Origin of the sequence: Methylobacterium sp. Leaf106, from assembly GCF_001422895.1 — a bacterium.
In the GTDB taxonomy this organism is placed as follows: domain Bacteria; phylum Pseudomonadota; class Alphaproteobacteria; order Rhizobiales; family Beijerinckiaceae; genus Methylobacterium; species Methylobacterium bullatum.
The window spans coordinates 142808-155499 of the sequence record NZ_LMNB01000036.1; the positions used below are offsets into that span (position 1 = coordinate 142808).

Consider the following 12692-nt stretch of genomic DNA (forward strand, 5'->3'; position numbering starts at 1 on the left):
GGACAGGTCGTGGCAGGACTGTGCGTCGAACGTCCATATGTCCATCCGAACGGCAGGCCCCGTGACCTATCCCCGCGACCTCGTCGGCTACGGCCGCAACCCGCCCCATCCGCGCTGGCCGAACGGCGCGCGGATCGCGGTGCAGATCGTGCTCAACTACGAGGAGGGCGGCGAGAACTGCATCCTGCATGGCGACGCTGCCTCGGAGGCGTTCCTGTCGGAGATCGTCGGCGCCCAGGCGTGGCCGGGCCAGCGGCACATGAACATGGAATCGATGTTCGAATACGGCTCGCGTGCGGGCTTCTGGCGGATCTGGCGGCTGCTCCAGGCGCGGAACGTTCCCGTCACCGTGTTCAGTGTCGCCACGGCGCTGGCCCGTCACCCCGACATCGCCGCGGCCATGAAGGAGGCCGATTGGGAGATCGCCTGCCACGGCCTGAAATGGATCGACTACCGCGACTTCACCCGCGAGGAGGAGAAGGCGCATATGGACGAGGCGATCCGCATCCACACGGAGATCACCGGCGAGCGGCCGCTGGGCTGGTACACGGGCCGCTCCTCGGTCCACACCCTCGATCTCGGGGTGGAGGCCGGCTTCACCTGGCTCGCCGATTCCTACGCCGACGACCTGCCCTACTGGATCGAGGAACCGAGCGGGCGGGGCCTCGTGGTGCCCTACACGCTCGACGCCAACGACATGCGCTGCGTCGCGCTGCAGGGGTTCAACACCGGCGACCACTTCTTCACCTACCTGCGCGACACGTTCGATGCGCTCTACGCGGAGGGCGAGAGCGCGCCGAAGATGATGTCGGTGGGGCTGCATTGCCGCCTCGTCGGACGGCCGGGCCGGATCGGGGCGCTGGCCCGCTTCCTCGACCATATCGCCGCCCATGAGGACGTCTGGGTGGCACGACGGATCGACATCGCCCGGCACTGGATCGACCATCACCCGGCGGGGGCATGACCATGTGCGACTGGAAGAGATTCTTTCTTTTCGCCCATGCATTGGCACTGATCACAGTGCTTGCTCAACCTGCAGCCGCGAAGAAGACGAAAGCAGCCTGGGACTTGGGAGGCTGCTGGACGAAAGATATGAAGCCTCGGAATCTGGATGGCGGTGAAAGTCCAGGCAGCAAAACACTGTGCTTCGGGAAAAACGGTCGACTTGGGACAAGCATCTTTTCTCATGCCCACAAGGAATCATTTCAGAGTGAAGGCCAGTATCGCGGCTCGCAGACCGAAATCGAGCTTCTGGGTTTTCCCGGTGACGGGTGGGTCGGCAGCAAACCACTCGAAAGGTGTACCTATTCCTTCGGCACAGGCGCCGAGACGATGACCCTGAGCGACTGCAGCCTCGTGGGCGAGTGGACACGGACGTGTCGGGCGGTTTCAGCCGACCTGTCCTGCACTCCTTGAGTGTGACGATACCGGACGAACAAGCGCTTTCGAGATCGACATGCATCGTGACGGTATCGCCTCGGTCGGGGCACCAGGAGACGACCAGGTGCCGGTGATCGCAGACAAGCCCCCCGCCCGCCGTCGCCGCAAGGACGGCGAGGCGCGGCACGAGGCGATCCTCGATGCGGGGCTCGAGATCTTTTCGGGGCTCGGCCTGCACGGAGCGAGCCTGGACCGGCTCGCCGAGCGGGCCGGGCTGTCGAAGGCCAACCTGCTCTATTACTTCCCCTCGAAGGAGGACCTGTATCTGGCGGTGCTTCGCCGCGTCCTCGACGTCTGGCTCGACCCGCTGCAGGAACTCGACGCCGACAGCGATCCGGCCGAGGCGATCCGGGCCTATATCCGCGCCAAGCTCACCCTGTCGCGGGACGCGCCGCAGGCCTCGCGGCTGTTCTGCCTGGAGATCGTCCAGGGCGCGCCGCTCCTGCGGGCCGAACTCGAAGGCCCCCTACGCGGGCTGGTGGAGAGCAAGGCGGCGATCCTGCGCGGATGGATCGACCAGGGCCGCATCGGTGCCCACGACCCCCACCACCTGATCTTCTCGATCTGGGCGATCACCCAGCACTACGCCGATTTCGCGGTCCAGGTGGATGCGGTCACGGGCCGGAGCCTCGACGAATCCGACTTCTTCGAGAGCACCGTGGCGAGTACGCAGGCCCTGATCCTCACCGGGCTCGGCCTGCGATAGGCACTCGGCAGGTTTCGCGTCCCGGGACCCGCTCGGGAAGCGGGCCCCATCGGCGGCGAGATCCCCGAAAAACCTACTTTTTCGAGGCGAGATACGCGATCACGTCGTCGATCTTCTTGTCGTCGGGATAGCCGGCGAACACCATCTTCGTCCCCGGCACCTTGGCCTTCGGGTTCTTCAGCCATTCGTGCAGGTTCGCCTCGTCCCAGGTGAGGCCCGACGCCTTGAGCGGGGCCGAATAGGAATACCCGTCGAGGGAGGCCGCCTTGCGCCCGACGACCCCGGTCAGATCCGGGCCGACACCGTTCTTGCCGAAGGCATGGCAGGCCTTGCAGGGCGCGAACGCCTTCTCGCCGGCGGCCGCATCGCCTTCGGCATGGGCCGCCATCGGAAGCAGCATCGCGACGAGAGCACCGAGCATCGGGTACCGCATGGGGTTTCCTCTCCGTGGTCGTTTTGAATACCTCCAGAAAACTGACCGCGCCCTCCGCGAAGGCAATGTCCGCGAGTGAGACCTCACGAGAACGTGTCACGGCGGGGGGATGAACCGGGCCGCCGACGCGAACCCGCTCGGGCCCGCCCGCCGTTTCAGCAGAAACCGCCTTCCCGCCGGGCAGATCGAAGAGAGTTTGAGCAGACGGCCGAAAAGGTCGATTTCGAGTTTGACCATATGGTCCAAACAGCTACCGTTCATCATCGAACGGGACGAACAGGACACTCTTCCGTTCGCAACCTTGACCGGGATTGGATCCCATCGTCCAATCTCCGCCAGAATAGCGAGGCGGTCATGAATGTCGGCGTCTTCATTCCCATCGGCAACAATGGCTGGCTCCTTTCGGAGAACGCGCCGCAATACAGACCGAGCTTCGAGCTCAACAAGCAGGTGGTGCTGAAGGCCGAGGGTTACGGGTTCGATTTCGCCCTGTCGATGATCAAGCTGCGGGGCTTCGGCGGCAAGACCGAGTTCTGGGACCACAACCTCGAATCCTTCACGCTGATGGCGGGCCTCGCCGCGGTGACGAGCCGGATCAAGCTCTTCGCCACCGCGGCCACCCTGTGCATGCCCCCCGCCATCACCGCGCGGATGGCCTCCACCATCGATTCCATTTCCGGCGGCCGCTTCGGCCTCAACCTCGTCACCGGATGGCAGCGGCCGGAATACTCGCAGATGGGCCTGTGGCCCGGCGACGAGTACTTTTCGCGGCGCTACGAATACCTCTCCGAATACGCCCAGGTGCTGCGCGATTTGTGGGAGACGGGGTCCTGCGACCTCAAGGGCGAGTTCTTCCAGATGGACGATTGCCGGCTCTCGCCCCGGCCTCAGGCGGAGATGAAGATCATCTGCGCCGGCCAATCGACCGCCGGCATGGCGTTCACGGCGAAATATGCCGACTACAATTTCTGCTTCGGCAAGGGCGTGAACACGCCCAAAGCCTTCGCCCCCACGGTGGAGCGACTGGAACTCGCCAAGGCCGAGACGGGCCGGGACGTGTCGTCCTACGTGCTGTTCATGATCATCGCCGCCGAGACCGACGAGGAGGCCCGCGCCACCTGGGAGCATTACAAGGCGGGGGCCGATGCCGAGGCCATCGCCTGGCTCGGGGTCCAGGGGGCGGCCGACACCAAATCCGGCTCGGACACCAACGTGCGGCAGATGGCCGACCCGACCTCGGCGGTGAACATCAACATGGGCACCCTCGTCGGCTCCTACGCGGAGGTGGCGCGGATGCTCGACGAAGTCGCCACCGTGCCCGGCACCGAAGGCGTGCTCCTGGTGTTCGACGATTTCCTCGAAGGCCTCGACGCCTACGGCACCCGCATCCAGCCGCTGATGCGCTCGCGGGCGCATGTCACCGCCGATGCGGTGCCGATGGCGAAGGTGGCGTGATGGTCGCCGGCTATCACGATCGGTCCGGGCGCCATGGCGGCATCACCCTCCCCGCGCGGCCGGAACCCATCGCCTTCGATGCCGAGGCCACGGCTCTCATCGTCGTCGACATGCAGAACGCCTATGCCACGAAGGGCGGCTACCTCGATCTCGCCGGGTTCGACGTCTCGGCGACCGGCCCGGTGATCGAGAAGATCGCGACGGCCGTCGCCGCCGCGCGAAAACGCGGAATCAGGATCGTCTGGTTCCAGAACGGCTGGGACCCGGACTATGTCGAGGCCGGAGGGCCGGGCTCACCGAACTGGCACAAGTCGAACGCCCTCAAGACCATGCGCAGCCGCCCCGACATGAACGAGCGGCTGCTGGCCAAGGGCACCTGGGACTACGCCCTGGTGGATGCGCTGAAGCCCGAGCCCGGCGACATCGTGCTGCCCAAACCGCGCTACAGCGGCTTCTACAACACCCAGCTCGACAGCCTTCTGCGCTCGGCCGGCATCCGCACCCTGGTCTTCACCGGCATCGCCACCAACGTCTGCGTGGAATCGACCCTGCGCGACGGGTTCTTCCTCGAATATTTCGGCGTCGTCCTCGCCGACGCGACGCATCAGGCGGGGCCGGACAGCCTGCAGGCGGCCGCGCTCGCCAATATCGAGACCTTCTTCGGCTGGGTCTCGGACGTGGCGAGTTTCAAAGCGGCGCTGGCTGAGCGGGACGCCGTGGTGGCGGAGTGACATCCTCCCTCCCGCCCTCGACCTCATCCTGAGGTGCCCGCGTCAGCGGGCCTCGAAGGAGGCCTCCGCTACGCTGCGGCACCTCAGGATGAGGTCACGGGCGGGCAAGACGACACAGGCAACACAGGCAACGAAGACGGCCATTTCGACGATCGAACGGGAGTACTGCGAACCATGCCCAAGACCGTGATCATTCCCCCCGGCACCGGCAAGCCGTTGGCCCCCTACGTGCCGGGCACCCTCGCCGACGGCGTGCTCTACGTCTCCGGCACCCTGCCGCTGGATGCCGACGCCAACGTCGTCCATGTGGGCGATGCCGGCGCCCAGACCCGCCACGTGCTGGAGACGATCAAGGGCGTCGTCACGGCGGCGGGCGGTACCATGGACGACGTCACCTTCAACCACATCTTCCTGAAGGACTGGGCCGATTACGCCGCGATCAACGCGGTCTATGCCAGCTACTTCCCCGGCGAGAAGCCGGCGCGCTACTGCATCCAGTGCGGCTTGGTGAAGCCCGACGCCCTGGTGGAGATCGCCACGATCGCGCATGTGGGCAAGCCGTGAGCGCAGCCATCCACCACGAGATCCACGGGGCCGGAGCGCGCACCATCCTGCTCTCGCCGGGTCTCGGCGGCTCCTGCGGCTATTTCGCGCCGCAGATCCCGGCTCTGGCCGAGCGCTTCCGGGTGGTCGGCTACGACCATCGCGGCACCGGTCGCTCGCCCGATGCCCTGGAGGAGGGCCACGACATCGCGGCGATGGCCCGCGACGCGCTCCGGGTGCTGGACGATCTCGGCATCGCCAGAGCCGACATCGTCGGCCATGCGCTGGGCGGCCTGATCGGCCTCGAACTCGCGCGCACCCATCCCGACCGGGTCGGGCGCCTCGTGGTCGTCAACGGCTGGGACAGGGCCGATCCGGCAACGAAGCGCTGCTTTGCCGCCCGCAAGGCGCTGCTGACCCATGCCGGACCGGACGCCTATGTGGCCGCGCAGGCCATCTTCCTCTACCCGGCGCCCTGGCTGTCCCTCAACGCCGGGCGGGTGGCGGCGGACGAGGCCCATGCCCTGGCGCATTTCCCCGGGCCTGAGAACACGTTTCGGCGGATCGCGGCACTCGAGGCCTTCGATCTCAGCGATCGTCTCGCCGACATCCCGCACGAAACCCTGGTGATGGCGGCGGAAGACGACGTGCTGGTGCCCTATCTGTGCTCGGAGCGGCTCGCGTCGGGCCTGCCCGACGCCAGGCTGGATCTGGCCAAGGGCGGCGGCCACGCCCATAGCGTGACGCAGGCGGAGGCGTTCAACCGCGCCCTCCTCGCCTTTCTCGACCGACCCTGAGCAGGTTCGCATTGGCAAGCCAACGCGTCACCTCGCTCAGGCCTCTGAAGTGTCGCAGGTTTTGAGGCGCAAAACCGGTGACCACTTTTGCTGAACCCGCTGAGAGGAAAGCCCCCGGCCATGAGCGACACGACGATGCCCACGGTCGAACCCGGCGCCTTCCGCGAGGCGATGTCGCATCTGGCCAGCTCGGTCCATCTCGTCACCAGCGATGGCCCCGGAGGACGGGCGGGCTTCACCGCCTCCTCCGTCTGCAGCGTCAGCGACGCGCCGCCGACCCTCCTGGTCTGCATCAACCGCACCTCCTCGGCCTACGCGGCGGTGAGCGCCAACGCGGTCCTGTGCGTGAACACCCTGTCGGGCGAGCAGGCCGGTATCGCGGGTGCGTTCGGCGGTCGCACCCCCATGGACGAGCGCTTCGCCGCGGCGGCGTGGGGCGAACTCGCCACCGGGGCGCCGGTGCTGGAGGGGGCGCTCGCCGCCTTCGATTGCCGCATCGTCGCGCGCCACGCCGTCGGCAGCCACGACGTGCTGTTCTGCGAGGTGGTGGATCTCTCGGAGCCCGGCGGCGGACAGGGCCTCGTCTATGCCGGCCGACGCTACCACACCTTGCCCGTGTCATCGCCGGCGTCACCCGCGCCCGCCCGCAAGACGGACGGCCTGCTGGGGGCGCTCTGACGCCGCGCATCCGAACCATGCGGCCCATCAGGCCGTCGAAGCGCGCAAGCTCGATGTGCGGGAGGATGTTGATTTATCCACCGGGGCTGCTTACCGCATAGCCATTGAACGACGTCGGACTTGTCATGCGCCACGGCATCGGCCCGGAGAACCGGGTTCGACCGGGCGTGCCAAGCTCTCTATTTGCATCGGGCATTCGAAATACACTTTCCGCCCTACGCTGCGGGGCGAGACCATAGACTCGGTTGTGTCGTTCCAACGATCTTCACCAATGGTGCCGTAGGGTCGAGCGTGCGATTTCGTGGGGGACCTGCTTGGCTCGGCACCATACCTTCCTCGAACGCCTGTTCGATCTGAAACCCTATGCGTCGGCCTTCAGCACTGCCCTGCTGGGCTGGCATCCCGCCCTGCGGCGGAGCACGGGTTACTTCCCGGATTTCGCCTGGCCGGCCGACCGCGCGCGGGTGATCGGCGACGAGACCCGGACACATCGCCTCTGCGCGCCCGGCTACGACGCGGCGCGGGCCATCGTGATGCGCCACAACGCCGATGTGATGAACCGGCTGGAGACGGCCTGCACGGGGGACACCACCCGCACGATGATCGCCGGGATCGGCGGCGTCCTGATTCCCGGCCACACCGTGATCCCCGCCGATTACGACACGGGCCGCCAGATCTCCCTCGGCCAGCGGGGCCAGGCGCGCTGGGCCTTCTGCCACCCCGCACCGATCGGCCTGCGCAAGATCGTCCTGACGGAGCGCTGCCTCGCGATCCCGCCCGTCTTCCATTTCGGCCATCTCCTCACCGACGTGCTGATGCCGATCTGTGAGGCCGTGCGCGTCGGTGCCATCGACAAGCGGGAGGAGACGGTGTTCGTCACCGCCTCGCACCCGCCCCTGGTGACCGCCTTTCTCGCCGGGCTGAAGGCGCTCGGCTACCCGATCCGGCAACTCGTGCTCAAGGCGACGGACCATGTGGTCACGGAGCGCTATGTCTATGCCCGGAGCCATTGCCCCAATATCGAACGGATCTTCGGCGTACCCCAGGCGCTGGATACGGCACGGGCCATCTTCCGTGCGGCCTATCGGGGGCATCCGGTCACGCCGCCGGCCTCGAAGCTCTATCTTCGGCGCCGCAACCAGCGCCTGCGGGTCGTGGAGGGCGAGGACGCGCTGGTCGAGCGGCTGGAACGCGCGGGCTTCCACATCTTCGAGCCGGGATGGGGCAACCATGCCGAGCAGATGGCGGCGATAGCGGGTGCCGACGTCGTGGCCGCCGTGCACGGCGCCGCCCTGGCCAACACGATCTTCTGCAAGCCCGGCGCCACCGTCGTCGAGCTGATGGCCTCGACCTCCCGCAAGAGCACCGTGCTTCACTGGGCGAGTGAGGGCGGGGCCGGCTACGTGCCGGTCCTGGGCGGCCCGGAGGGCGCCCGGCAATCCTTCGCGATCGATCCCGCGGCCACGGCGGAAGCCATCCTCCGCGCCGTGGAACCCGCACCGAGACTCCATGCCGGGGCCTGACACATGATGACCCCGGACAGCTCGGCACGCGACCTCGCGGTGCGGAACGCCCTCTGCGTGGCCGGCTACCTCCTGCTGCTGGTCTCCGCCTATTTCATCGCCAAGAACCTCTCGGCCAAGCTGATGATCGCGGGGCTCGTCACCATCGCCGTGAGCGATCCGACCCTCCTGCGCGAACGCCTGCCGCGCCCCCTGGAATGGGGGCTCGCCGCGCTCGCGGGCTTCGCCGCCTGGACGGTGCTCGGCCTTCTCGTCAATGGCATTCCCCTGGGGCCGGCGAGCGATGCGGTGGCGAATTTCGCGCTCCTGGCCGTCGCCCTCCTGGCGGGACGGCGCCTGCTCGCCTGTTGCGGCCTCCGCTTCATCCTGGGCGCGCTCTTTGCCGTGGCCAGCCTCAGCGCCCTCCTGACGCTCGTCCTGCATTTCGGCGGGGGGCTCTCCTTGGCGGACAGGCTCGTGCCGCTGGGCCGGCCGTCCAACTCCATCCCGGGAGCCGGCGGCCTCTGCATCGCCCTGATCGGTATCGTCGCCCTCCTCGGCGACCGGTCACGCCCGGCCACGCCCGCGACGATCCCCCTCGTCGCCCTGGCCGCGCTGCCGATCGTCGTGGCCGTGGCCATGACCCAGAGCCGCGGTCCCATCCTCGCGACGGTCGTCGCCCTGGCGGCAACGCGGCTGCCGTGGCGTCCGGACGGTTGGCGCCTCTTCGCGGTGGTCCTCCTGGCCTGGAGCCTGACCACGGCGCTGATCGTGATCGAGCCCTGGCTGAGAGCGATGCTCTGCGTCGACCAGTCAAATTTCTGCCGTCCCTCCAGCCGCCAGCAGATCTGGACCTGGGTGTTCGAGCATATCTCGCAGAGGCCCCTGCTCGGTTTCACGCCCGTCTTCCGCTTTGCCGATTCGCTCTTCAACCACGCCCATAACGGCCTCTTCGGCACGGCGATGTATTTCGGCGTCCCGGCCTTGGTGGCCGCCCTGGCCACGACCTTCGTCTATTGCCGTCACCTCGCGACCGTCGACGGAGGGCTCTCGACGTTCTGCGCCGCCGCGCTGATCTTCAGCTTCGGCTACATGGGATCGGACCTTCCCAACCCGTTCTCGTTCGTGAACATGCATTTCTTCTTCCTCTGGCTGCCCATCGCCTTCGCCTTGGCGGGGCGGTCGGAGGAGGCCGCGACCGGGTCGGATTAGGACATCGTCCCGAAGCGTCGCACCGCCGCTCCATGGGGTGCGGCTGCCACGCTCCTTGCATCACGCGATCCGCATCACACGCCCACACCGGTCCGGAGACGACGCGATCATGGCAGCCGAATCCTATTTCCCCGTCTGGCGCGCCAGGGATGCGACGTCGGAGGCCACGGACGTCATGCCCGACGAGCGGCTGCCCGCGGGCCAGACCCTGCTCCTCGGCTTCCAGCACGTGGTGGCGATGTTCGGCGCCACCGCGCTGATGCCGATCCTGATGGGGTTCGACCCCAACCTGGCGATCTTCTTCTCCGGCATCGGTACGCTGATCTTCTTCCTCGCCACGGGCGGCCGGGTGCCGAGCTATCTCGGCTCGTCGGCGGCCTTCGTCGGGGTGGTGATCGCGGCCACGGGCTATGCCGGGGCGGGGCCGAACCCCAACATCGCCGTGGCGCTCGGCGGCATCGTCGCGGCGGGCCTGCTCTACGGCCTCGTGGGCGCCGTCATCGGGCTCGTCGGCTATGCCTGGGTGGAGCGGGTGATGCCCCCGGTGGTGACCGGCGCGGTGGTGGCCGCCATCGGCCTCAACCTCGCGCCGATCGCGACGCGGATCATCTCGGCCTCCGCCTTCGACACCTGGTTCGGCCTTCTGACGGTGGTCATCGTCAGCGTCATCACCATCTACGCGCCCGGCCTCGCCCGGCGACTGCCGATCCTGATCGGGGCGGCCCTCGCCTACCTGCTCTATCTCCTCCTCGCCAACGGGTTCGGTCTCGCCAAGCCCATCGACTTCTCCGCCGTCATGGCCGCCCCCTGGATCGGCGTGCCGGGCTTCGTGGCGCCGGTCTTCGACCCCAAGGCGATCGCCCTCATCGCCCCGGTCTTCGTGGTGCTGATCGCCGAGAATCTCGGCCATATCAAAGCCATCGGCGCGATGACGAGCCGCAACCTCGACCCCTACATCGCCCGCGCCTTCCTCGGCGACGGCCTCGCCACCATGCTGTCGGGCGGGCTCGGCGGCACGGGGGTGACGACCTATGCGGAGAATATGGGCGTCATGGCCATGACCCGGATCTACTCGACCCTGGTCTTCGTAGTGGCCGGCTTCACCGCGATCCTGTTCGGCCTCTGCCCGAAATTCGGGGCGCTGATCCTGACCCTGCCGGTGCCGGTGATCGGCGGTCTCTCGGTGGTGGTGTTCGGCCTGATCGCGGCCACCGCCGGGCGGATCTGGGTGGAGAACCGGGTGGACTTCGCCAATGCCCGCAACCTCCTCACCGTGGGCGTCGCCGTGGTGCTGGGCGCGGGCGACCTCACCCTGAAATTCGGGTCCTTCGCCTTCGGCGGCATCGGCACCGCCACATTCGGCGCCATCCTGATCTATCACCTCCTCGGCATGACGAGGATCGGACGCGCGCGGGTGTGACGACGGCGCGGCCTATTCGGCAGCGAACAGCCCCGGCATCTCCGGCACGGCGCTTCCCGGCAGGGATGCCTTGGGGTCGCCCGGCCCGGTCTCGCAGCCGAGGACGGGCAGGGCGATGACGCGCAGCCCGCGAAAATCCGTGCGGCAGACGATGGTGCCCCGCGTCTCCACATAGGCGAGGAGCCGCCGGGCGCGCCCCGGCGAGCGGCTGCCGATGGCCCGCGCCAAGGCCTCGTCGCCGGGGCAGGGCTCTCCGGCCAGGGCCGCGCGGGCGAGGAGCAGGAACAGGCCCTGGACCTCGTCGGGCAGGTTGGCGGCGGCGGCCTGCGCCTCGTCCCAGCGCCCGTCCCCGTCGGCCGGGGAGGCCTCACCGTCGAACCCGGCCCGCGCCACGCCGAGGCGGCGGCGGAAGGCGGCGAGGGTGAGGGATTCGCCGTCTAGCCCGCGCATGCGGCAGCGCACGAGGAAGTCCTGGTAGATCACGGCCACGGGCTGGCGCCCGGCATCGGGGTCGGCGGCGATGCCGCGCAGCACCTCGTCGAGGCCGGCGCGCAGCTCCTCTTCGCTCAAGGGCTCGGGCGCCTCGACGGGCTCGGGCCGGTAGGCGCTGAGTTCGCGCAGGAGGTCGGCGGGGCTCGCACGGGGCGTCGGCGGAGTGCGCGGTGCCGGAGCCCAGGAGGCCGGGCCATCCTCGGCCGAGCGGGTGAGAATGAGGGCGCGCAGATCCGCGTCGGCGGGAGCGGGAAGCGGCACGAGCTTGGGCGAACCCGAGCGCGCCGAGGTGGAGACCGGACCGATGCGCAGGGCCAACGGCCGGCGGCTCAACGCCGGGCCGAGGGCCACGAACTCGCCGCGAGACAGATCGCGGAACCGCTCGGCGCCGCGGCGGTCGAGGCCCAGCAGGTCGGCGGCGCGCGCCATGTCGATGTCGAGGAAGGTGCGGCCCATCAGGAAGTTGGTGGCCTCGGCCGCCACGTTCTTGGCGAGCTTGGCGAGGCGCTGCGTGGCGATGATGCCGGCGAGCCCGCGCTTGCGGCCACGGCACATCAGGTTGGTCATAGCCCCGAGAGAGGCCTTGCGCGCCTCGTCGGAGACGTCGCCGGCGGCAGCGGGCGCGAAGATCTGCGCCTCGTCGACGACGACGAGGACGGGGTGCCAATGGCTGCGCTCGGCCTCGAACAGGCCACCGAGGAAGGCGGCGGCGGCGCGCATCTGCGCCTCCATGTCGAGGCTCTCCAGGGTGAGGACCACGGAGACCCGATGGGCGCGCACCCGCGCCGCGATGGCCTGGAGATCGCCCTCCCCATGGGCGCCGTCCACGACCACGTGGCCGTAGGCCTCGGCCAGGGTGACGAAATCGCCCTCGGGATCGATGATCACCTGCTGGACCGAGCCCGCGCTCTGCTCGAGCAGGCGGCGCAGGAGATGCGACTTGCCGGAGCCGGAATTGCCCTGGACCAGGAGTCGGGTGGCCAAGAGTTCCTCGAGATCGAGCCGGGCGGGCTCTTCGCCCGGCCCCATGCTCAGACCCATCTCGATCCCCACCGTCATTCCCGCTCCGCTGTCCGTATCGCGCCCGCGACGAGACCGATCCTAGCACGGATAGGCCCAGGGTGCGGAGCACGAGGGCGGCGCGTCCACAGGCACGAACCTCGCCCAGTAGATATAAAGACCTAGGATGTTTAGCCTAGGTCTTTAAGCAAAGGACAGCTGTCCTACAATGCTCTGCGCCTACGGCTTTGCGGACGCGCGCGCAGCCGCTCCATCGACCACAG

The 12692-nt window shown here is 68.2% G+C and carries 12 protein-coding genes and 1 pseudogene; 11 read left to right on the plus strand and 2 right to left on the minus strand.

Annotation, left to right across the window (positions count from 1 at the left end; genetic code table 11):
* Positions 1–37: 37 nt before the first annotated feature.
* From puuE to rutR, 3 genes and pseudogenes are all read left to right on the plus strand, one after another.
* Positions 38–955: pseudogene (puuE, locus tag ASF34_RS21530) on the plus strand (allantoinase PuuE); the annotation flags it as partial.
* Between the two features lie 5 nt (positions 956–960).
* Complete coding sequence (locus tag ASF34_RS22950) at positions 961–1416, plus strand: hypothetical protein (protein ID WP_156465800.1); 456 nt, start codon at positions 961–963, stop codon at positions 1414–1416.
* Positions 1417–1504: 88 nt separating this feature from the next.
* Positions 1505–2146 (plus strand): HTH-type transcriptional regulator RutR, encoded by a 642-nt coding sequence (rutR, locus tag ASF34_RS21535; RefSeq protein WP_056164635.1) that lies wholly within the window; start codon positions 1505–1507, stop codon positions 2144–2146.
* 73 nt (positions 2147–2219) lie between these two features.
* Here the strand turns inward: rutR and ASF34_RS21540 are convergent, their stop codons facing one another.
* Positions 2220–2579: a c-type cytochrome gene (locus ASF34_RS21540; RefSeq protein ID WP_026175908.1), complete on the minus strand. Its 360-nt coding sequence runs from the start codon at positions 2577–2579 to the stop codon at positions 2220–2222.
* Positions 2580–2933: 354 nt separating this feature from the next.
* Between ASF34_RS21540 and rutA the strand changes: the two genes are divergently transcribed.
* From rutA to ASF34_RS21580, 8 genes are all read left to right on the plus strand, one after another.
* A complete protein-coding gene (rutA, locus tag ASF34_RS21545) occupies positions 2934–4034 on the plus strand; it encodes a pyrimidine utilization protein A (RefSeq protein ID WP_056164464.1) in 1101 nt (366 codons plus the stop codon).
* Positions 4034–4765 (plus strand): pyrimidine utilization protein B, encoded by a 732-nt coding sequence (rutB, locus tag ASF34_RS21550; protein ID WP_056164467.1) that lies wholly within the window; start codon positions 4034–4036, stop codon positions 4763–4765. The genes rutA and rutB overlap by 1 nt, the downstream gene beginning before the upstream one ends.
* A 174-nt stretch (positions 4766–4939) precedes the next feature.
* Positions 4940–5329 carry a pyrimidine utilization protein C gene (gene rutC, locus ASF34_RS21555; RefSeq protein ID WP_018043664.1) on the plus strand — a complete coding sequence of 130 codons (390 nt, stop codon included), beginning with the start codon at positions 4940–4942 and terminating at the stop codon, positions 5327–5329.
* On the plus strand, positions 5326–6105 hold the full coding sequence (gene rutD / locus ASF34_RS21560) for a pyrimidine utilization protein D (protein WP_056164470.1): 780 nt from the start codon (positions 5326–5328) through the stop codon (positions 6103–6105). Before rutC ends, rutD begins: the two co-directional genes overlap by 4 nt.
* A 120-nt stretch (positions 6106–6225) precedes the next feature.
* A complete protein-coding gene (locus ASF34_RS21565; protein WP_056164473.1) occupies positions 6226–6783 on the plus strand; it encodes a flavin reductase in 558 nt (185 codons plus the stop codon).
* A 314-nt stretch (positions 6784–7097) separates the two neighbouring features.
* Entirely contained in the window at positions 7098–8306 is a 1209-nt protein-coding gene (locus tag ASF34_RS21570) for a glycosyltransferase family 61 protein (protein WP_056164474.1), read from the plus strand.
* Between the two features lie 3 nt (positions 8307–8309).
* Positions 8310–9497, plus strand: coding sequence for an O-antigen ligase family protein (locus ASF34_RS21575; protein WP_056164477.1), 1188 nt, complete (start codon positions 8310–8312; stop codon positions 9495–9497).
* A gap of 109 nt (positions 9498–9606) precedes the next feature.
* Positions 9607–10917 carry a solute carrier family 23 protein gene (locus ASF34_RS21580; protein WP_056164481.1) on the plus strand — a complete coding sequence of 437 codons (1311 nt, stop codon included), beginning with the start codon at positions 9607–9609 and terminating at the stop codon, positions 10915–10917.
* Between the two features lie 12 nt (positions 10918–10929).
* On the opposite strand, the gene ASF34_RS21585 is transcribed toward ASF34_RS21580, so the two are convergent.
* Complete coding sequence (locus ASF34_RS21585; RefSeq protein ID WP_018043669.1) at positions 10930–12468, minus strand: ATP-binding protein; 1539 nt, start codon at positions 12466–12468, stop codon at positions 10930–10932.
* Positions 12469–12692: the final 224 nt, after the last annotated feature.